Raw genomic sequence first — 20,425 nt, 5'->3', positions numbered from 1 at the left:
CATAAAAGAAGCATACATAAGTAAAAGCTATGCTAAAATTTAACTTATTAGTTTGCATACACCGAGACACACCAAACACTATGGCCCTGTTCAACTTATTTGGTAAAAACAAAAAACCTGCACCAGAAGAAGCAGCGCCTCTAGTGAAGCCAGAAAATGCCCCCTTACAAGATGCGCTAGCATATGAAGAAGCTAGCGCACCAGCCACTATTTTAGAAGAGCAAGCCCGAATTGTTGTCGAAATCAAGCCAGAGGATTTACCTAAAAAAAGCTTTTTTGGACGTATTAAAAGTGGTCTCAGTCGCACTCGTAGTAATTTAGGAGATGGCCTGGCCCATTTGTTTTTAGGTGCCAAACAGATTGATGATGACCTATTTGAAGAAATTGAGACCCAATTATTGGTCGCTGATGTTGGTATAGAAGCAACCACTAGCTTACTTAAAAAGCTTAGCGAAGGGGTGGCACGTAAAGACCTACAAGACCCCCAAGCCCTTTATAGTGCATTAAAGGATGAACTTGGGGCATTGTTACAAAGTAGCCAAGCACCCCTAGAAATTCCACAACAAGACACTCCCTTCGTTATTCTTATGGTGGGGGTTAATGGCGCAGGCAAAACCACTACCATAGGTAAGTTAAGTAAGCGCTTCCAAAGCCAAGGTAAGTCTGTATTACTGGCCGCCGGTGACACGTTTCGTGCAGCAGCTGTTGAACAGTTGCAAGAATGGGGTAAGCGTAACGAAGTACCTGTGGTGGCGCAGCACACGGGGGCAGATAGTGCTTCTGTCATTTTTGATGCCGTACAATCCGCAAAAGCCAAAGGCATTGATGTAGTGATTGCTGATACCGCTGGACGCTTGCAAAATAAATCACACCTTATGGACGAATTAAGTAAGATTGTGCGCGTTATGCAAAAAATTGATGTTAATGCACCTCATGAAGTCATGTTAGTGCTTGATGCGGCTACTGGCCAAAATGCTTTAAGCCAAGCTACCTTGTTTGGTGCTGCTGTTGGCGTGACAGGGATCACCCTCACCAAACTTGATGGAACAGCTAAGGGCGGTGTTATTTTTGCCATGGCGCAGCAGCTAAAACTACCCATTCGTTTTATTGGAGTAGGTGAACAGGCTGAAGACTTGCGTCCGTTTGAAGCTAAGGAATTTATTGATGCGCTCTTTAGTGAGGCTAATCTAAGCGACGATAATAGCAAAGAAAGTGACTCATGATTAGTTTCGAGCAGGTCAGCAAAAAATATCATGAAAAAACCGCCTTAGTAAATGCAAACTTCCATTTACAACGTGGTGCTATGGCTTTTTTAACAGGCCATTCAGGAGCAGGAAAAAGTACATTATTAAAGTTAATAATGCTTATGGAACGCCCAACTAGCGGTAAAGTCATTGTAGATCGACAAGATTTGAGCCAACTTAGTCGCGCACAAGTGCCAGCTCATCGTAGAAAAATTGGCCTAGTGTTTCAGAATCACCAGCTATTAATGGATTACTCTGTATTTGATAACGTGGCCCTGCCTCTTAAAATTAGCGGCTACAATGAACGTGATTCTGGACGACGCGTAAGAGCCGCACTTGATAAAGTGGGCTTACTCGATAAAGAAAGGCTATCACCCCAAACTCTTTCTACCGGAGAACAACAGCGCGTTGGCATAGCACGCGCTATTGTTAACAAACCCAAACTTATATTGGCTGACGAACCTACAGGTAACTTAGATCCTGATTTATCAGCTGAAATAATGCGTTTATTTCAGCAGTTTAATCAAGTTGGTGTCAGCATACTTATTGCAAGTCATGATTTAGAGCTTATTCAACGTTTACCACATCCAGTTATTGCGCTTAACCAAGGCCGAATAAGTGGGTCTGCTTCGTTGATGGGACATTAATAATGGCATTTTTTAACAAACCACCTACCCACAACGCTAGTCGCACACAACCGGAAAGCGCAAGTAAACGTTTACTTAGAGAGCACAAAGAAGTGCTCGTTAGTAGCTGGGAACGTTTGTGGAGAACACCTCTATCAAATTTATTAACCTGGCTCACAGTCGCCATAGCATTGGCACTGCCCGCAGCGTTAATGTTGCTTTTAAGTCAAGCTTCACACCTAGGCCAACAGGTAAACCAAAGTAGCCACATCAGTGTGTTTTTGTCTCTTAATACCACTGATGAGCAAGGACAACTCATTAGTAGAGAGTTAGCTACAAGGCCAGATATTGCTAAAGTGAGCTACCTTTCTGCTGCGCAGGCTTTAATCGAGTTTAAATCCAGTAGTGGACTTGAGGATATATTATCTAGCCTTACAGAAAACCCCTTACCTGCCACTATACTTATAGAGCCTACAAATGCATCTTTAAGTCCACATGCCCTAAAAAAGATGACACAAGAATTACGTCTGCAAGATAATATTGATCAGGTATTAGTTGATATGGCATGGTTGGACCGCCTGCAATCACTATTACTGACAAGCCAGCGTTTTACTTACAGCTTAGCCTTATTACTAGCACTTGGTGTTTTACTTGTGGTGGGCAATACTGTGCGCTTGCACATAGAAAGCCGCAGGGAGGAGATTTTGGTGATTAAGTTAGTGGGTGGTACTGACGCCTATCTGCGCCGTCCGTTTCTCTACGCGGGGTTTTGGACGGGTCTATTTTCAGCCTTAATTGCTTGGATCATACTTCAATTGGGTGTTATTTATTTACATCAGCCTCTGCTTTCACTGGCACAAAGCTACCAAAGTGATTGGCAGTTACAGGGTTTAAATTGGATGGGAAGCCTTAGCCTTATCGCGACAAGCTGCAGCTTATCAGTGCTGGGTGCCGGGCTGGCTGTAAGGCGACAATTAAATCTAATTGAGCCTAAGTGAAGCCTAAAGCATAGTTTACAGAGCTTTACAGCTAAAAAAATGGCCTGGCCATTGCACTCTGGCAATTTGAACCCTAAAATAGTTATCATAGTTTTATCGGTTTTAGTCAAAAAGTATTTGTAATCGTCATTTTTGAACATAAACCACATGTAATTACGGCAGTAATCCAGAAAAATGGCTAAAAAACAAAAGCCATATTTAAGTGATACCTAAGACCGAACCAAAGACAACGGAGATATATATGACTAAATCATTGTCAGCCATCGATGCATTGGCACCAGGTCAAAGCCATGAAGCTTATCTACAAACGATTAGCACCATCCCAATACTCACGGTTGAGCAAGAACGTGCATTAGCCGAGCGCCTATATTATGAAAATGATTTAGATGCTGCCCGCCAACTGGTTATGTCTCACCTTCGCTTTGTTGCTCATATCGCTAAAAGCTATTCTGGTTATGGTTTACCTATTGCTGATTTAGTGCAAGAAGGTAATGCTGGATTGATGAAAGCTGTGAAACGCTACAACCCAGAAGTGGGCGTACGTTTAGTTTCTTTTGCTGTACATTGGATTAAGGCTGAAATGCACGAGTACATTTTACGTAACTGGCGCATTGTGAAAGTAGCCACTACCAAAAGCCAACGTAAGTTATTCTTCAACTTACGCAGCTCTAAAAAGAAGCTAGCTTGGTTAACCCATGACGAAGTGCAGTCTATGGCTGCCGATCTAGGTGTTGATGCTAAGGTAGTTATGCAAATGGAAGGTCGTATGTCTGCCCATGACACCCCATTTGATGCGCCAGAAGGCGAGGACGACAGTGCATACCAAGCCCCTGCCTATTATCTTGAAGATCATTCAGGCGATCCTGCTAGACAATTGGAGGCAAGTGATTGGGAAGAAGACTCTAATACTCGCTTGGCAACTGCAATGGGTGATTTAGACCCGCGCAGCCGTGATATTTTGCAACAGCGCTGGCTTAGTAATTCAAAGGCTACATTACACAATTTAGCTGATCAGTATGAAGTATCTGCGGAGCGGATTCGTCAACTAGAAAAGAACGCTATGAAAAAACTCAAAGCTGCAATGAGTGTGGGTATGGAAAATAATGGTGAAGGTGCTTACGCTTTTTAACCAAAGCTTAAGCAATACAGCAATTTTAAAACCCACCTTGAGTGGGTTTTTCTATTTTAAGGTAACCAAAATTCACCTAAATGTTGCCATATATTAGCAATAATAATGGGCTGTGCCGACAATGTAGGATGCAAGCCATCTGCCTGCATCAACTCACTGTTACCTGCAACGTTTTCCAATAAGAAAGGGACTAGAGCAGTGTTGTACTTCTTTGCAAGTATTGCATACTGAGCAAAAAATGGACTGGTATAACGTGCCCCATAATTGGGAGGCAACTGAATCCCAAGCACCGCAACTTTAGCGCCCGAGGCTTGAATCTGTTCAATCATGGCGGATAAATTGGCTGTGATATTTACTATAGGATAACCTCGCAGGCCATCGTTTGCCCCTAGCTCCAACAAAACCCACCTAGGCTCAAATTTTTCTAGTAAAGCAGGTAAGCGCCTCACACCACCTTGTGTCGTTTCACCACTGACACTGGCATTAATGACTTGCCACGTTTCCTTTGAGCTACTCTCATGTAACTTGCCTTGTAAAAGTGTTGGCCAGGCTTGCTCTAAAGACATCCCATAGCCTGCACTTAAACTGTCTCCCATCACCAACACTGTGTTATCTTTAGCCCAAGCTATAGGCATCCAAAATGAACCTGCTGCACTAGCCATGCACATAAAATAAAATGTAAATAATTTGAAAAATTGTCTCATGCCCGTTCCTTAGTGACTCGCCAGACGCCATAATACACGCCCGCTAGATAAATGAGTTGTCCTTATTATGTCCCTTTCCACACCTTTTTTGGCTGCCCGCAATGTTAGTCAAATTGTAGCCAATCCGCAAACCACTCAAGCTAACGATTTACATATACTGCAGGATGTAAATTTTACCATAGAAGCTGGAGAGTCTGTGGCTATAGTGGGTGCATCTGGCTCGGGAAAAACTACTTTACTGGGTATGATGGCAGGTTTAGACAGCCCTAGTCATGGTGAAATATTTTTAGCCCATAAAGATCTAACCCAACTAGATGAAGAGGCTCGAGCTGATCTTCGAAAGCACAACGTATCCTTTATATTTCAAAGTTTCCAGTTGCTACCTAGCCTTACCGCTTTAGAGAACATCATGTTGCCACTAGAAGTAAAAGGCACAAGTGGCGCCAAAGATTTAGCAAAGAAGTACCTAAGCCATGTGGGCCTTGCTGAGAGGGGCCACCATTACCCAAATCAGCTCTCCGGTGGCGAACAACAGCGTGTGGCTATCGCCCGAGCGTTTGCTGCCCAAGCGCCTATTTTATTTGCTGATGAACCCACGGGGAATTTAGACACACAAACTGGCCATCATATTATTGAGCTATTATTTGACCTTAATCAACAGCATCAAACTACATTAGTATTGGTTACCCACGATTTACAACTAGCCAAACGCTGCCAACGACGCTTATCTTTAACTGCAGGCAAGCTAACGGAACTGACCCATGCTTAAGCTTGCTGCACGATTAGCTTGGAGAGACTGGCGTGGAGGAGAGCTGTCTTTATTATTGATCGCCTTAATCTTAGCCACCACCAGTGTCACCAGCATTAGCCTTTTTACACATCAAGTAAAACAGTCAATGCAGGCACAAGGGGCAGACTTAATCGCTGCAGACTTACGCCTGAACAGCAGCCAACCGGTGCCCACGCTATGGCGAGAAAAAGCGCTAGACTTATCTTTGCAACAAGCCCATCTTAGTCAATTTCAAGCCATGGTATTCGCTGATCAAGGCATGCAGTTAGCAAGAATAAAAGCGGTATCAGACACTTACCCATTGCGTGGTGAGATCAGCGTTAGCAGCGCAGCTTTTGAAGTAGGCCAAGTAATAGAACATGGGCCCAAACAAGGTGAAATATGGCCCGATTCACGCCTACTTGCTAGCCTTAATGCGTCTGTCAACGAGACTATTGATGTAGGCCAACTGAGCCTAAAAATAAGCCAAATTCTGATTTCTGAACCTGATCAAGCTAGTGGCTTTTCAAGTTTCGCTCCTAGTGCCATGATGAACCTAGCAGACCTTGCAGCTACTGAAGCTGTACAAACGGGCAGTAGAGTGAGACATAGGTGGCTGTTAGCGGGCAAGGAAGATGACCTAAACACGCTCAAAGAAAATATCTCACCTAACCTTACCTCCAACCAAACATGGCAATCCCCTCAAGATGGGAATGCCAATGTGGCAGCTACTCTTGATAAAGCAGAACAGTTTTTATTGTTAGCAGGTTCATTAGCCGTAGTGCTTGCAGGAGTAGCCTTGTCACTTTCTGCTCGTCGCTATAGCCTAAGGCAAGCAAAGCATGTCGCTTTACTTAAGTGTCTTGGTCTCAAGCCTCAGCAATTGCGCCTTTTATACCTCAGTCAAATGGTGTTTTTGGCATTAATAGCTTTATTGATCAGCCTGCCTTTAGCTTTTGGTTTGTATCAAGGCTTATTGTTAGTTGTGTCTGAGTATATTAAAGCATCATCTATCATACCTCCCCTGTCCCCCTTTATTCTGGGCGCAGCAACTGGAACATTATGTTTGTTAGCTTTTGTATTACCTCCCATGTTGGCGCTGGCAAAAGTTGCTCCAGCGCAAGTATTTAGACAATCTTCAAGTCAAAGCAAGACCAACCTAGGCCATTTGATTATTGGCTTTGGTGCAGTAATAGCTTTGGTTTACTGGCACAGTCAGTCTATATTAATTAGTACTGCCCTAATTTTAGGCGTAAGCGTTATATTAGCTCTTTTAGCCCTACTAGCTAACGTGTTAATTAAATTAGGCAATAGACTGCGACCCTACCTTAGCCAAGGTGGAAAAATAGGCTTTGCTAACCTGGCTCGCAGAAAAAATCAAAATAGTCTTCAGGTGGCTATATTTGGGTTAGCATTAATGCTGCTATTTAGTCTGATTTCTGTACGTAGCTTTTTAATTAACGATTGGCAACAACAGCTAAAGCAAGATACGCCAAACTTATTTTTATTCAACATTTACCAGCAGCAAAGAGAGTCTTTACTGACCTCAATGGAACAAGAAGGGCTCACCACTGATGGGGTAACCTTCTACCCTATTGCCAGAGCTAGACTGACAGAGCCTAAGGTAGACAACCCTCGTGGAGACAGGGAGCTTAACCTTACCTGGAGTGAGGTGCTATCCCCTGGCAATAGTGTTATTGATGGTCAATGGTGGGAAAATGGCGCATCTAACCCATTAGAAGTGTCTATAGAGTCTGACTATGCCCAAGATATGGGCTTAATACTTGGCCAAACCCTTACCTTCAATGTAGCCGGTATCTCTCGTAAAGCAACCTTTAGCAACATTAGAGAAGTGGATTGGAGCAGCATGCAGCCCAATTTCTTTTTTGTCTTTTCACAACCCCTGGTGGATGCTAACAGTGCCAGCTATATGGCTAGTGTTTATATAGCTCCGCAGGATCGAAGCAAAATTGGCCCCTTATTGCGCCAACAACCTACTATCTCTATGCTGGATGTGGATCAAATTTTGCAGCAAGTGCAACGTGTAGTGGCTCAGCTTTCTCTGGCTGTTGAAAGTATATTAGTGATGGTATTAGGCGCTGGTATATTAGTGCTTGTAGCTAGCATTCAAGCTAGCATAGATGAACGCCGCCATGAAAGTGCCATTTTACGTACTTTAGGGGCTAGTAAGTCTCTTATACGCACAATCTTATTGGTAGAGTACGCTAGCCTTGGCTTTGTAGCGGGGCTTATCGCGGGGGTTAGTGCTGAAGCTTTAGTGGCTGTATTACAGCATCAATTATTTCAGATGCCATTGCAGCTGCATTGGCCTTTGTGGGTGCTTACACCATTCACTGGGATGGTCATCATCGGTAGCTGTGGCTGGTGGTTTAATCGTACAGTAGTCACCGCACCACCTCTTAAAACGCTAAGACAAGGGTAATTGAATTAATTAGCCACTACTAAACATGAAAGATCAAGCAGGTTTTAAATACCAAGGACAAAAAATACATTACAATAGACAGCAAGTCTTTTTTTATTAGGTAATGTATGTCCTTGGTCCTAACTTATTTGTTGAAATTTCTGCCCTTTTTAAGCTGGGCTAGGCAAACTACGCCACAAAGTGTACGCCAAGATGCAGTGGCTGGCATCACAGGAGCAATCATAGTACTACCCCAAGGTGTAGCTTATGCGTTAATTGCTGGCCTACCTCCTGAATATGGTCTATATGCCGCCATAGTTCCTGCTATCGTTGCCGCTTTATTTGGCTCTTCGTGGCACCTTATATCAGGCCCAACCGCAGCACTTTCAATTGTAGTGTTTACTACCATCAGCCCCCTAGCCGAAGTAGGCTCATCAGATTACATAAGCTTAGTGCTTACTTTAACTTTGTTAGCAGGTTTATTTCAGCTGATTTTATCTTTAGTGCGCATGGGTTCTTTAGTCAATTTTGTATCTCATTCTGTAGTAGTTGGGTTTACCGCAGGCGCAGCAGTAGTGATCGCCACAAGTCAGATAAAAAATGCCTTAGGCTTAGATGTGCCCTCTAGTGGCCACTTTATACTCAATTGGGTCGCGGTGGCAGATAATATTTTGGCAACACATTTGCCTAGTTTCTTTATTGCCACACTTACTTTAATCACTCTTATTGGGGTGAAGCGCTGGCGCAAAAGCTGGCCTAACATGCTCATAGCGATGGTGGTGGGCAGTCTAGCTACCCAATTGCTGCTTCTAACTTCTTGGTTAGGCGCTAGTGATATTGCCCTAGTTGGTGAGATACCATCACAATTACCACCTTTATCTGCTCCATTGATGAGCTGGGACTTATTACGTCAGCTGGCACCTGGCGCTATGGCATTAGGCTTATTAGGCCTAGTGGAGGCTGTATCTATTGCTCGCTCTGTAGCTACTCGCTCAGGCCAACAAATCCATGGCAATCAAGAATTTATTGGCCAAGCCATGTCTAATATTCTAGGCAGCTTTTCCTCAAGCTACGCCACTTCTGGTTCATTTACTCGCACTGGGGTGAATTATGAAGCAGGGGCAAAAAGCCCTTTGGCCGCCCTATTTGCGGCACTATTTCTTGCCATTATTGTACTGTTATTTGCACCCTTAGCTGCTTACATCACCTTACCTAGCATGGCCGCAATATTATTGATGGTGTCATGGAATCTGATTGATGGTCATCACATAAAAATCATCTACCGTGCTGGCAAAAGTGAAACCATGGTTTTCAGTGTCACCTTTACGGCTACTTTGTTATTACCCATGGAGTTTGCTATTTATTTGGGTGTGCTTTTGTCATTAGTGCTGTATTTACGTCGCACGTCTAAACCTAACATCACGGTGTTAGCCAGTAGTAAAGGTGCCAAGATGCTAGTGGATGCTAAAAAGACCGGTATGCCTGAATGTGAGGCTATTAAAATTATACGTATTGATGGGTCTATATTTTTTGGTGCCGTAGACTATGTGCAAACAGCGTTGATGAGCATTCCACAAAAGCATGTACTAATTGTGGCTAGTGGAATTAACTTTATAGATTTGGCAGGCACAGCTTTATTAGCCAACGAGGCTAAACGTTTGGCCGCCAAAGGTGGAGGATTATACCTTTGTAACCTTAATGGCACAGTGATTAAACCCATTATCCGTAACGGCCATATAAAAACTATTGGAAAGCGTAATATGTTTGCCACCAAAGCTCTAGCCCTTAGCGCCATTGATACTAAGTTGAGTGGCCACAGCTGCAGTGGCTGTGAAAATCGCTAAGTTGTTATTAAAACCTAGATTTTAGATACTAAAAACCCCACCGTGGTTGCCCAGGGTGGGGTTTTTAAATTGCACAAGCCTAAACTAATTACTTAGTTACGCGAGCACCAAAACGCTTATTAAAGCGATCAATACGGCCGCCAACATCGATGTTCTTCTGCTTACCAGTATAAAACGGGTGACATGCAGAACACGTATCAATGTGCATGTCTTTGCATAATGTAGAACGTGTCTCTACAACGTTGCCACAAGAACATGTTGCTTTGATTGCTTCGTACTTAGGATGGATATCTTTTTGCATGGGAAATAACCTCAGGGTTATGGCGCCGCCACTTGATCTATTGCCAAGCACCGCACCGATCAGAGATCTTTCAAAGATCTCTTTCAAAATTAGCTAACCGAAAATCGGCAAGCCATAAAAATAGAGGCGAAATTCTACCAGACAACTCCAGATAAGCAAGCCTTTTTAGCGAGACCGCGTTTAGTAATGCTCAAAGTGTAGTTAATCTTACTAAAGAGCCACAAACACAACTACTTTGGTGTAGGATATCTTTCCTAACTCAACTGCCTTTATTGAACTAACTTTTAGTATTTATGTATCTACAAATTGTCCTCGCAACTGGCCTACGTCAAGAGTTTACTTATTTAGCAACAGAGGAAACTAAGGCCTCTTATACGCCAAAGATAGGTTTACGCGTGCGTGTCAATTTTGGCCGCAGCGAGCGAGTAGGCCTCATAGTGGGGGTTAATAAAACCACAGATGTTGATTTTAAAAAGCTTAAACCTATTATTCAAGTATTAGATGAAACGCCACTATTGCCTCAATATCTATGGGAATTAGGCCTATGGGCGGCAGATTACTATAATCACCCAGTAGGTGACTCACTGATGCATTTACTGCCTGCTAAACTAAGACAACCAATACAAAATCAACTCATTCAACTCAATTGGCAAATCGCTGATGTAGAGGTTGAATTTGGCAGGGCAAAAAAACAGCAAATACTTTGGGCACAACTTCGAAAATTAGCGCCAGCTTTTAATTTGAACCAACTAAAAAGCATCGATATTAAACCCAGTCAGCTAAAGCCTTTTTTAGACAAAAAATGGCTCACTACCAGCTATCCAAAACCTCAAAGCGTCAACTTGCAGCTTGCTGAAAAGGCGCTAGAACTAAATTCAGAACAAGAAAAGATTGTAGCGCACTTGTCTAAGGTAAAAGATGTATTTAGCTGCAGTCTCTTAAATGGGGTAACAGGTAGTGGCAAAACTGAAGTGTATTTCCAAGCCATTGCAGATCAATTAATTGCTGGTAAAAGAACACTTTTATTAGTGCCTGAAATAGGCCTTACCCACCAACTACTCCAGCGTCTTGAACAACGCTTTAATAATCGCGTATTGGCCTTGCACTCTGGACTTACAGAGCACCAAAGACTTAACGCTTGGCAACAAGCTGGGCTTGGACAGGCTGACATTATCATTGGCACCCGCTCTGCCTTATTTACTCCTATTCCAGACTTAGGCCTTATCATTATTGATGAAGAACATGACCAAGCTTACAAGCAACAAGAAGGTTTTCGTTATCATGGCCGTGACTTAGCTATAAAACGAGCATCAAATGCCAAGATCCCTATTTTATTAGGCTCTGCCACTCCATCATTGGAAAGCTTAGCCAATGTGGCCCGAGGCCGCTTTAGCCAATGGTTATTGACTCAACGTGCCGGCATAGCCAGCACGCAAACCTACGAAGTAGTCGATTTACGCAATCAGCCACAAAGCGCGGGTATATCTGAACAGTTGCAAGCCATGATCCAAGTCCAACTAGATTTAGGTCATCAAGTGTTATTGATGCTTAATCGTCGAGGTTTTGCTCCTAGCCTACAATGTCAGTCTTGTGGTTCAACTGCACAATGCCCAGCATGTGATGCAAATATGACCTTGCACCGTAGGCCTCCACGGCTACACTGCCATCATTGCGAACACCAACAACCGGTGTATCTATATTGCCCACAATGCCAAAGCCACCAATTAAAGCCCCTAGGCCAAGGTACCGAACGCACAGAAGAGCAGCTAAATACTTTGTTCCCAAATATACCTGTGCACCGTATAGATAGAGACACGACAAGCAAAAAAGGCAGTTTAGAAGCGATGCTTGCACAAGTTCACCTGGGCAAACCATGCTTGTTGGTGGGCACCCAAATGTTGGCAAAAGGCCATCACTTTCCCAATGTTACCTTAGCGGCTATTTTAGATGCGGATGCGAGCCTATTTAGTAGTGACTTTCGGGGGCCAGAAAAGCTCGCACAACTGCTAGTACAAACTGCAGGCCGAGCTGGGCGGGCAAAAATACCAGGCACTGCGGTGATCCAAACTTATCAAGCGGACCATCCCACAATCAATATTTTAGTCAACCAAGGCTATAATGCCTTTGCCGAACAAGAGCTTACCAGCAGGCACAAAAGTGGCCTACCTCCTTTGGGTCATATGGCTTTATTTCATGCTCAAGCCAAAGATGCTACACAGGCTTTTGCTCTACTAAGCTGGCTAGGTGAGCAAATACAAGACCCTGCATTGCAAACACTCACTGAGTCTTTACTCCTATTTGGGCCTATGCCCGCTTTTATGGCCCGTCGCGCACATTACTATCGTGCTCAATTACAGCTACAACACCCTAGTCGTAAGCTATTACAGCAGTTAGTTGCGCAATTGTGCCACTTATTAGATCAACACCCTGCAGCACGTAAAATACGCTGGAGCCTAGACATAGACCCGCAAGAACTGGGATAATTAACCGTTGATCAACAGTTCGTTGTTACCGCCTTATTTTCGGCGACGCACTTAAACCTTTTAGAAGCTAAAACACCACCATGAAGCAACATATTGCAGACCTTATTCAAGACGCCATCGATGCTCTAAAAGCCGCAGGTGAGTTTGACGCTGATCTTGTCGCTAAGATACAAATCGATAATACCAAAGACAAGCAACATGGCGACTTTGCATGTAATGTCGCCCTCACTTTAGCTAAAGTTGCACGCCGCAAACCACGAGACATTGCGCAGCTAATATGCAGTCATTTGCCTGCATCAGCATCTGTGACAAAAACCCAGATTGCAGGCCCAGGGTTCATTAACTTTTTCATCAGCCAAGATGCGACACAAGCCATTATTGGTAAAGTGCTTGAAGAAGGTGAAAAATTTGGCCGCAACAACAGTGGCGCAGGCCATAAAGTACAAGTTGAATTTGTATCTGCCAATCCTACCGGTCCTTTGCATGTTGGCCATGGTCGTGGCGCGGCATACGGTGCGAGTGTATCTAATTTGCTTGAAGCTTCTGGCTATGAGGTAGAAAGGGAATATTACGTCAACGATGCTGGCCGCCAAATGAACATATTGGCCGCCAGTGTATGGCTACGCTATCTACAACAAGCTGGTGAAGACATTGTTTTTCCTAGCAACGGTTATCAAGGCGCTTATGTTAAGGATATCGCTGAGCAACTCCACCAAAGTGCAGGCGATCGTCTTAAACATAGTGCCACCCAAGTTATGGCAAATTTACATGCCGATGGCCCTGAAGGTGATAAAGAGAAACACATCGACGATTTGATTGCTCGTGCTAAAGATTTGCTAGGCGAAAGTGACTACTGGTTAGTGTTTGATGCGGGCCTTGATTCTATTCGTGATGATATCAAGCAAGACCTACACGGCTTTGGTGTGGACTACCAACACTGGTTCTCTGAACGCAGCCTAGATCAAGATGACCAAATCAATCGCGCCATCAAAAAGTTACAAGAGCAAGAGCACGTGTATGAAGACGGTGGAGCTTTGTGGTTTCGCTCGACAGCTTTTGGTGATGACAAAGACCGTGTAGTTAAACGTGATAATGGCCAAACGACCTACTTCGCATCTGACATTGCCTACCATTTGAACAAGTTTGAGCGTGGCATGGATACTGTTATTAATGTTTGGGGAGCAGATCATCATGGCTACATCACTCGCGTAAAAGCTGCACTTGAAGCCTTGGGAATAGATCCCAAAAGATTAGTGGTAAAACTTGTGCAGTTTGCTATTTTGTATCGCGGCGAAGAGCGCGTACAAATGTCTACTCGCAGTGGCTCATTTGTTACCTTACGCGAGCTTCGAGAAGAAGTTGGAAAAGATGCTTCACGCTTTTTTTATGTCACTCGTAAATCTGAACAACACATGGATTTTGACTTAGAACTTGCAAAAACAGAAAGCAAAGATAACCCTGTATATTATATTCAGTATGCCCATGCTCGCATTTGCACCTTAATTAATAGGTTGGCGCAGGAAAATATGGCATGGGATAGCGCCATGGGGCTTAAGCAACTGGAAAAACTCAAGGAAGCCGCTGAAATTACCTTAATGCAGCAGATTGCACTTTACCCTGAAGTCCTTGCTAACGCTGCCAGTAATCACGAACCTCATCAAATTGCTCATTACCTCAAAGACTTAGCTGGCAACTTCCATAGCTACTACAATGCCCACAGGATGGTGATTGATGATGTGCCACTGCGTAACGCTCGGATGTGCCTTTGTATGGCGGCACGCCAAGTAATGGCTAACGGACTAGACCTTTTAGGTGTTGATGCACCGGAGCATATGTAGGCATGGCATCTCACGATTACGCTAAACGAAAGCCCAAGAAGAAGCAAAAAAAACCGCTAGTGTCGCGCTGGGTAATGGTATTTACCCTAGCGGTGAGCATGGCTTTTCTGTTGGCTCTTGTCATGCTATCCCAACAGCCCGATGATGTGAACGTCAGCTCTGCAGTAGCTAAAAAAACCGCCAACAGCGCTGCCCCAGCAGCTACATTGGCGCCCAAAAGTACAACGCCAAAGGCTGAACAAAAAGACAAATTTGATTTCTACACTTTACTACCTGATAGTGAAGTGATCCCTGGGCAAGTGGAGGCTTACATTTCCACACCTAAAGATCCTCTAAAGAAGACCAACACTTTATTGCAAGCAGGGTCTTTTCGTAAACTTGCTGACGCCAACCGATTACGGGCACAGTTAATTTTGCTAAACATGAACAATGTCGTAGCAGAAAAAACAGTGTCCAGTAGTGGCTCTGTTTGGTACCGTGTTCGTATTGGGCCATTTAGTAACCGCTCTACCCTCAATAAAGCTGAAGATATACTTGCCCAACAAGGTATTGAATCCATTCGCATCAATAAAAGCGCTAACTAATAGTGGGTTAACGCTTTTACGCTTGAATTTTAGTGTCTTGGCCCCATTCTAAAACTATAGCATTTTCACACACGTAGATATCTATAGCGCATCCTCTAGCTTTATCATTAATTAGGAATGAAACATGACCACCATTGTATCAGTACGCCGCGGTAACCAAGTTGTCTTAGGTGGCGACGGGCAAGTTTCTTTAGGCAACACCGTAATGAAAGGTAATGCCCGAAAAGTACGCCGCTTATATCATGACAAAGTCATTGCAGGGTTTGCCGGCGGCACCGCTGACGCATTTACTTTATTTGAGCGCTTTGAAAGCCAACTAGAAAAACACCACGGTCAACTGGTGCGTGCAGCTGTAGAGCTTGCCAAAGAGTGGCGTAGCGATCGAGCGTTAAGAAAGTTGGAAGCTATGCTAGTGGTTGCTAATGAAGACGCCTCCTTGATTATAAGCGGCACTGGTGACGTCATAGAGCCAGAACACGGGCTTATTGCTATTGGCTCTGGTGGTAACTTTGCCCAGGCTGCAGCGTTGGCCTTATTAGATAACACACAGCTATCTGCCCACGATATTGTCGCTAAGAGTCTAGATATTGCTGCTAACATTTGCGTTTTCACCAATCACCAAACCACTATCGAAACCATTGACTTTACTGCTCAAGCTAAATAATAAGGCGCAACCATGTCTCAACTGACCCCAGCTGAAATCGTCAGCCAACTTGATAATCACATTATCGGCCAAGACGCCGCCAAACGAGCCGTCGCTATTGCCTTGCGTAATCGCTGGCGTCGCATGCAACTTGAACCCAATATGCGGGCGGAAATTGCACCTAAAAATATTATGATGATCGGCCCTACAGGCGTGGGTAAAACTGAGATTGCTAGGCGCTTAGCAAAGCTATCAAATGCTCCTTTTATCAAAATTGAAGCCACAAAGTTTACAGAAGTCGGTTACGTGGGTCGTGATGTAGAGTCTATTATTCGAGACCTTATGGAAACGTCCATGAAGATGTTGCGTGAGGAGGCTATGACAACCGTTGCTAACCAAGCAGCAGATCGTGCAGAAGAGCGTGTTTTAGATGTACTTTTGCCACCTGCACGGGGTAATGAGGGTACGTCAGACACTAAAGAATCAGGTACCCGTCAAGTGTTTCGTAAGAAGCTACGAGAAGGCCTGCTAGATGATAAAGAAATAGAAATTGAAGTGTCAAATTCTCCTATGGGTGTAGAAATCATGGCGCCTCCTGGCATGGAAGACATGACTAACCAACTTCAAGGTATGTTTGCTAATTTAGGCAAAGACAAAAAGCAAACCAAAACAATGAACATTGCCGATGCTCTAAAACAGTTACAAGATGAAGAAGCAGCAGGCTTAGTGAAAGAAGAAGACCTTAAACAAAAAGCCTTAGATGCGGTAGAGCAAAATGGCATTGTATTTTTAGATGAAATAGACAAGATAGCTAAGCGACAAGAAGGCGGCAGTGGCGATGTATCACGCGAAGGGGTACAACGTGATTTATTGCCATTGATTGAAGGCTGCACTGTCACTACTAAATACGGCATGGTGAAAACAGATCATATCCTGTTTATTACGTCTGGTGCATTCCACGTTGCTAAACCTTCAGACTTAATTCCAGAACTGCAAGGGCGCTTGCCTATTCGGGTTGAGTTAAATGCACTTCGCCCTGAAGATTTTGCACGCATTCTAGTAGAGCCTAATTACTCACTCACTCAGCAGTATAAAGCCTTACTTAAGGTAGAAGGGGTTGATCTAGAGTTTAGCGAAGATGGCGTTAAACGTATCGCAGAGCTTGCCTTTGAGGTGAACGAGAGCACTGAGAACATTGGCGCACGTCGCTTGCATACGCTACTGGAGCGCTTGCTAGAAGACCTGTCGTTTACAGCCAATCAAGCCGCAGGGGCCAAAGTAGTGATTAACCAAACATACGTCGATAAAAACCTACAAGATCTTGTGAAGGACCAGGATTTGAGTCGTTATATATTGTAGCTGGACTCTGTGCATACAAGCTTATAACGTCCTGCCATGTTGGCACGGCCTTATAAGCTAATGGTTCACCCTAAGCAGCGCGTAAGCTGCTTGTTAACTTCTGCTTCGATTTGCCCTTTCATGGGAGTTAGCATTAATCCAAGGGTTAGTTTTACCTCTACTACCCCTTCTGTTAGCGCCATAGTGCCTTTTACACCTTGTCGCTCAAGTATCAATACATCATCGTTCCAAACACTTGTCACCCCTAACTTTGCCTCAAGTTTAGTAGAAAAAACCTGCACCGCTTCGCGGGCTTGCAACATAGTGCGCTGGTGTGGATGTAAAACGTGTATATTGGCCATAAGGGAATCACAAAGATAATAGATTGAAGACGCCATATTAGTATTGCTAACGCCCATAAACAACCTCGTTGACGACTAGAGGAGGATTACCATTTTTTATATATCTTTTTGAAAGCAATATATAACTTTTAAGTATTAGACACTGTGCTCAATGTTGGTAATATCCCCTCAGCGCAAATAAAAATAAAAAGCGCAATAAGAAAAAAATATACCCTTTGGCTTAATAATAAAAATAAACCAGCCACAGAAAGCAGCTCAACCGAGCTGCTTTTTTTATGTCTTTTATTTGGTTATTGGCGGACGCATTCCTTAGTTAGCATCCAATCAGACAAACTTAATAGACGATTCTTGAGTTGCTCGTATTCAGCCTGTCCAGCTTTTGAGTCACCACTGCCATCTACCAAAAACAAAACTGGCCAGTACAATACACCGCCTACAAACTCCAAACGCTCCATTTTCGCGTCTTCATCTCTCACTCCTGCTATATCCTTTGCCTGCACAGTAATACGCCTGGCCTCTGAATACAGCTGGTCACAGCTAAATGCATCATAACCCACCGTAAAGCTAGGCAAGTTATCCGTTGCGCCATTACTTAAACTAGGATTTGAATTTGAAGCGGAGTTGGCACAAGCCACAAGCCACATACAAGCTAATACCATAATGATTTTATTCATGAATTTCCATATCTCTTACTTAACACTTAACAAAGACAACGTTTATAGTAGCAAGTTCCTCAGTGCTTTAAGTTATCAGAAAGCTAACACCAGACAGCAATATCTAATTGAATGTGTAATATCCACAAAAAAGCCGATCAGTGATCGGCTTTTTTAATATCATTGTGACTTCACTAGATAGTACTTAACCAACTTAACTTACTTAGGTGCGCGCTTACGTGCATTTTCTGTAAGTAGACGCTTACGTAAACGAATAAAGTTAGGTGTAACTTCTACCAGCTCATCGTCTTCAATAAACTCAAGCGCTTGCTCTAGTGAGAAACGGATAGGTGGGCTAAGCACGATGTTTTCATCAGTACCTGCAGCACGGATGTTAGTAAGTTGCTTACCCTTGGTTGGGTTAACTGCTAAATCATTACCACGGCTATGAACGCCAATCAACATACCTTCGTATACATCAATGTTTGGCTCCACCATCAAACGTCCACGTGTTTGTAAGTTAAACAAAGCAAAAGCTAAGATCTTGCCTTTAACCATAGACACTAATACACCCTTCTCACGCTCAGCTAGAGCACCTTGTTTCACTTGACCATAGTGGTCAAACACAGAAGTCATTACACCACTGCCAGAAGTTAAGGTTAAGAACTGACCTCGAAAGCCAATCAAACCGCGTGAAGGAATAATAAACTCTAAACGAGTGCGGCCTTTACCATCTGGTTCCATGTTAGTCATTTCCGCTTTACGGCGACCCATTTCTTCCATCAAAGAACCCTGGTGCTGATCTTCACAATCGATCAATACTGATTCGTATGGCTCCATCTTCACGCCATCTACTTCTTTTTCGATAACCTGTGGACGGCCTACACCCATCTCAAAACCTTCACGACGCATGGCTTCAATTAACACTGACAAGTGCAACTCACCACGGCCTGACACTACGAAACGATCTGGCGAGTCGCCTGGCTCAACACGCAAAGCAACGTTATGAATTAACTCACGATCTAAACGGTCGCGGATGTTGCGACTGGTTACAAATTTTCCGTCTAAGCCAGCAAACGGTGAATCGTTCACTTGAAAGGTCATAGATACGGTTGGTTCATCAATGCTTAGAGCAGGTAATGCTTCAACATGATCTGGGTGACAAATCGTATCAGAAATATTAAGCCCATCTATACCTGTAACACAAACGATATCGCCCGCTTGAGCTGTGGCTACATCAATACGCTCAAGGCCCATATAACTCATTACATTTTGTAGCTTAGCTGCACGCACCTTGCCATCAGATGCAACGACTTTGATTTGCTGACCTACTTTCATGCTACCGCGTTTAATACGGCCTACACCGATAACGCCAACATAGCTTGAGTAGTCAAGGGCAGAAATTTGCATCTGCAAAGGACCTTCAAGATCTACATTGGGAGACTTAACATTTTCAACTAATGATTCAAACAGTGGCGTCATATCATCAGCCATGTTGTCCGGCGATGTACCAGCGATGCCATTAATGGCAGAGGTGTACATTACAGGGAAGTCTAACTGCTCGTCTGTGGCACCTAAAGAGTCAAACAAGTCAAACACTTGATCCATAACCCAATCAGGACGTGAGCCAGGACGGTCAATTTTGTTGATTACTACGATTGGGCTAAGGCCCTGCTGAAATGCCTTTTGCGTCACAAAACGTGTTTGTGGCATCGGGCCATCTACAGCATCAACCAATAACAACACACAATCTACCATAGATAAAACACGCTCAACTTCACCACCAAAATCGGCGTGCCCTGGTGTGTCTACGATGTTGATATGGTAACCGTTCCAGCTTACAGCGGTGTTTTTTGCTGTAATGGTAATACCGCGCTCTTTTTCTTGGTCGTTAGAGTCCATAAGGCGTTCAGTGCCTTGGTCACGACGATCTAGGGTGCCGGATTGTTCTAGCAACTTGTCTACCAGGGTGGTTTTACCATGGTCTACGTGGGCTACAATCGCCACATTTCTTAACTTTTCGATCATCTCACTACTCCAAACGGCCTCAATAGAACACGGCCAAGATACGTATGGGCGCGACTTGAGTGCAGCGCCAAAAAAATGCAGCGCGAATTATAGCAAAACTAACCAGACAACACAGCACTTAAGGTGCAAACAAGGAGGTTATTTCTTTGAGATTTGTGTTTTTTTAAATATCGCACTAGTATGGTGCAATATTGGTTTAAAAGTGACTCCTTTTAGTGCAAAATACCTAAACAAAAACATCTGGCTCATAGCGTTTTTGAAAAAAAATACAATAACTCATAGTAAATAGAGTAATCGACTAAAAAAATCATGGAATAATATCCAAAATGGCGCAGATTAGTCTTTTTTTACGCTTTGAAGAAATTAAAGCAAAGTTGGCACGCGCGTTGCTATACTATAACTAGTAATGCCAGCTCATCCGCTGGTAACCGAACATGTAACCCACTGGCACTAAGCTGG

Annotated in this window: 17 protein-coding genes; 12 read left to right on the top strand and 5 right to left on the bottom strand. The window is 43.7% G+C overall.

Features of this window, described 5'->3' with window-relative positions:
- The first annotated feature begins 29 nt into the window (after positions 1 to 29).
- The 4 genes from ftsY to rpoH all read left to right on the top strand — a co-directional run bounded on the left by ftsY (position 30) and on the right by rpoH (position 3,997).
- Positions 30 to 1,223 (top strand): signal recognition particle-docking protein FtsY, encoded by a 1,194-nt coding sequence (gene ftsY, locus ABXT42_RS01110; protein WP_443628544.1) that lies wholly within the window; start codon positions 30 to 32, stop codon positions 1,221 to 1,223.
- Positions 1,220 to 1,891 carry a cell division ATP-binding protein FtsE gene (gene ftsE, locus ABXT42_RS01105; RefSeq protein WP_443628543.1) on the top strand — a complete coding sequence of 224 codons (672 nt, stop codon included), beginning with the start codon at positions 1,220 to 1,222 and terminating at the stop codon, positions 1,889 to 1,891. The genes ftsY and ftsE overlap by 4 nt, the downstream gene beginning before the upstream one ends.
- Positions 1,892 to 1,893: 2 nt before the next feature.
- Positions 1,894 to 2,868 carry a permease-like cell division protein FtsX gene (gene ftsX / locus ABXT42_RS01100; RefSeq protein ID WP_443628542.1) on the top strand — a complete coding sequence of 325 codons (975 nt, stop codon included), beginning with the start codon at positions 1,894 to 1,896 and terminating at the stop codon, positions 2,866 to 2,868.
- A gap of 241 nt (positions 2,869 to 3,109) precedes the next feature.
- Entirely contained in the window at positions 3,110 to 3,997 is an 888-nt protein-coding gene (gene rpoH / locus ABXT42_RS01095; RefSeq protein ID WP_443628541.1) for an RNA polymerase sigma factor RpoH, read from the top strand.
- Positions 3,998 to 4,053: 56 nt separating this feature from the next.
- Here rpoH and ABXT42_RS01090 read toward each other — a convergent pair whose 3' ends face one another.
- Positions 4,054 to 4,701 (bottom strand): arylesterase, encoded by a 648-nt coding sequence (locus tag ABXT42_RS01090; RefSeq protein WP_443628540.1) that lies wholly within the window; start codon positions 4,699 to 4,701, stop codon positions 4,054 to 4,056.
- Between the two features lie 67 nt (positions 4,702 to 4,768).
- On the opposite strand from ABXT42_RS01090, the gene ABXT42_RS01085 reads away from it, so the two are divergent.
- The 3 genes from ABXT42_RS01085 to ABXT42_RS01075 all read left to right on the top strand — a co-directional run bounded on the left by ABXT42_RS01085 (position 4,769) and on the right by ABXT42_RS01075 (position 9,736).
- Entirely contained in the window at positions 4,769 to 5,470 is a 702-nt protein-coding gene (locus ABXT42_RS01085) for an ABC transporter ATP-binding protein (protein ID WP_443628539.1), read from the top strand.
- Positions 5,463 to 7,913: an ABC transporter permease gene (locus tag ABXT42_RS01080; protein ID WP_443628538.1), complete on the top strand. Its 2,451-nt coding sequence runs from the start codon at positions 5,463 to 5,465 to the stop codon at positions 7,911 to 7,913. The genes ABXT42_RS01085 and ABXT42_RS01080 overlap by 8 nt, the downstream gene beginning before the upstream one ends.
- Positions 7,914 to 8,020: 107 nt before the next feature.
- A complete protein-coding gene (locus tag ABXT42_RS01075; RefSeq protein ID WP_443628537.1) occupies positions 8,021 to 9,736 on the top strand; it encodes a SulP family inorganic anion transporter in 1,716 nt (571 codons plus the stop codon).
- 88 nt (positions 9,737 to 9,824) lie between these two features.
- Here the strand turns inward: ABXT42_RS01075 and rpmE are convergent, their stop codons facing one another.
- The gene (rpmE, locus tag ABXT42_RS01070; RefSeq protein WP_443628536.1) at positions 9,825 to 10,037 is read right to left on the bottom strand and encodes a 50S ribosomal protein L31; all 213 of its coding nucleotides are present in this window, start codon (positions 10,035 to 10,037) and stop codon (positions 9,825 to 9,827) included.
- A gap of 293 nt (positions 10,038 to 10,330) precedes the next feature.
- Between rpmE and ABXT42_RS01065 the strand changes: the two genes are divergently transcribed.
- From ABXT42_RS01065 to hslU, 5 genes are all read left to right on the top strand, one after another.
- Complete coding sequence (locus tag ABXT42_RS01065; RefSeq protein ID WP_443628535.1) at positions 10,331 to 12,520, top strand: primosomal protein N'; 2,190 nt, start codon at positions 10,331 to 10,333, stop codon at positions 12,518 to 12,520.
- Positions 12,521 to 12,600: 80 nt separating this feature from the next.
- Complete coding sequence (gene argS / locus ABXT42_RS01060) at positions 12,601 to 14,358, top strand: arginine--tRNA ligase (RefSeq protein WP_443628534.1); 1,758 nt, start codon at positions 12,601 to 12,603, stop codon at positions 14,356 to 14,358.
- A gap of 2 nt (positions 14,359 to 14,360) precedes the next feature.
- Positions 14,361 to 14,942: an SPOR domain-containing protein gene (locus tag ABXT42_RS01055; RefSeq protein WP_443628533.1), complete on the top strand. Its 582-nt coding sequence runs from the start codon at positions 14,361 to 14,363 to the stop codon at positions 14,940 to 14,942.
- A 124-nt stretch (positions 14,943 to 15,066) separates the two neighbouring features.
- Complete coding sequence (gene hslV / locus ABXT42_RS01050; protein WP_443628532.1) at positions 15,067 to 15,606, top strand: ATP-dependent protease subunit HslV; 540 nt, start codon at positions 15,067 to 15,069, stop codon at positions 15,604 to 15,606.
- A gap of 12 nt (positions 15,607 to 15,618) precedes the next feature.
- Positions 15,619 to 16,944 carry an ATP-dependent protease ATPase subunit HslU gene (hslU, locus tag ABXT42_RS01045; RefSeq protein ID WP_443628531.1) on the top strand — a complete coding sequence of 442 codons (1,326 nt, stop codon included), beginning with the start codon at positions 15,619 to 15,621 and terminating at the stop codon, positions 16,942 to 16,944.
- 65 nt (positions 16,945 to 17,009) lie between these two features.
- Here hslU and ABXT42_RS01040 read toward each other — a convergent pair whose 3' ends face one another.
- The 3 genes from ABXT42_RS01040 to typA all read right to left on the bottom strand — a co-directional run bounded on the left by ABXT42_RS01040 (position 17,010) and on the right by typA (position 19,966).
- Positions 17,010 to 17,321, bottom strand: coding sequence for a polyhydroxyalkanoic acid system family protein (locus tag ABXT42_RS01040; RefSeq protein WP_443628530.1), 312 nt, complete (start codon positions 17,319 to 17,321; stop codon positions 17,010 to 17,012).
- Positions 17,322 to 17,575: 254 nt separating this feature from the next.
- Positions 17,576 to 17,959 (bottom strand): hypothetical protein, encoded by a 384-nt coding sequence (locus tag ABXT42_RS01035; RefSeq protein WP_443628529.1) that lies wholly within the window; start codon positions 17,957 to 17,959, stop codon positions 17,576 to 17,578.
- 198 nt (positions 17,960 to 18,157) lie between these two features.
- Positions 18,158 to 19,966 carry a translational GTPase TypA gene (typA, locus tag ABXT42_RS01030; protein ID WP_443628528.1) on the bottom strand — a complete coding sequence of 603 codons (1,809 nt, stop codon included), beginning with the start codon at positions 19,964 to 19,966 and terminating at the stop codon, positions 18,158 to 18,160.
- Positions 19,967 to 20,425: the final 459 nt, after the last annotated feature.

The organism is Candidatus Njordibacter sp. Uisw_002 (genome assembly GCF_047730155.1).
In the GTDB taxonomy this organism is placed as follows: domain Bacteria; phylum Pseudomonadota; class Gammaproteobacteria; order Pseudomonadales; family Balneatricaceae; genus Njordibacter.
The sequence above is the reverse complement of the archived record's forward strand: the minus strand, read 5'-3'. Positions and strand labels throughout refer to the sequence as shown.

Excerpts from the sequence above, each read along its gene's own strand:
- ftsY (WP_443628544.1), top strand. The coding sequence starts at position 30 with ATGCTAAAATTTAACTTATTAGTTTGCATACACCGAGACACACCAAAC.
- ftsE (WP_443628543.1), top strand. The coding sequence starts at position 1,220 with ATGATTAGTTTCGAGCAGGTCAGCAAAAAATATCATGAAAAAACCGCC.
- ftsX (WP_443628542.1), top strand. The coding sequence starts at position 1,894 with ATGGCATTTTTTAACAAACCACCTACCCACAACGCTAGTCGCACACAA.
- rpoH (WP_443628541.1), top strand. The coding sequence starts at position 3,110 with ATGACTAAATCATTGTCAGCCATCGATGCATTGGCACCAGGTCAAAGC.
- ABXT42_RS01090 (WP_443628540.1), bottom strand. The coding sequence starts at position 4,701 with ATGAGACAATTTTTCAAATTATTTACATTTTATTTTATGTGCATGGCT.
- ABXT42_RS01085 (WP_443628539.1), top strand. The coding sequence starts at position 4,769 with ATGTCCCTTTCCACACCTTTTTTGGCTGCCCGCAATGTTAGTCAAATT.
- ABXT42_RS01080 (WP_443628538.1), top strand. The coding sequence starts at position 5,463 with ATGCTTAAGCTTGCTGCACGATTAGCTTGGAGAGACTGGCGTGGAGGA.
- ABXT42_RS01075 (WP_443628537.1), top strand. The coding sequence starts at position 8,021 with ATGTCCTTGGTCCTAACTTATTTGTTGAAATTTCTGCCCTTTTTAAGC.
- rpmE (WP_443628536.1), bottom strand. The coding sequence starts at position 10,037 with ATGCAAAAAGATATCCATCCTAAGTACGAAGCAATCAAAGCAACATGT.
- ABXT42_RS01065 (WP_443628535.1), top strand. The coding sequence starts at position 10,331 with ATGTATCTACAAATTGTCCTCGCAACTGGCCTACGTCAAGAGTTTACT.
- argS (WP_443628534.1), top strand. The coding sequence starts at position 12,601 with ATGAAGCAACATATTGCAGACCTTATTCAAGACGCCATCGATGCTCTA.
- ABXT42_RS01055 (WP_443628533.1), top strand. The coding sequence starts at position 14,361 with ATGGCATCTCACGATTACGCTAAACGAAAGCCCAAGAAGAAGCAAAAA.
- hslV (WP_443628532.1), top strand. The coding sequence starts at position 15,067 with ATGACCACCATTGTATCAGTACGCCGCGGTAACCAAGTTGTCTTAGGT.
- hslU (WP_443628531.1), top strand. The coding sequence starts at position 15,619 with ATGTCTCAACTGACCCCAGCTGAAATCGTCAGCCAACTTGATAATCAC.
- ABXT42_RS01040 (WP_443628530.1), bottom strand. The coding sequence starts at position 17,321 with ATGGCGTCTTCAATCTATTATCTTTGTGATTCCCTTATGGCCAATATA.
- ABXT42_RS01035 (WP_443628529.1), bottom strand. The coding sequence starts at position 17,959 with ATGAATAAAATCATTATGGTATTAGCTTGTATGTGGCTTGTGGCTTGT.
- typA (WP_443628528.1), bottom strand. The coding sequence starts at position 19,966 with ATGATCGAAAAGTTAAGAAATGTGGCGATTGTAGCCCACGTAGACCAT.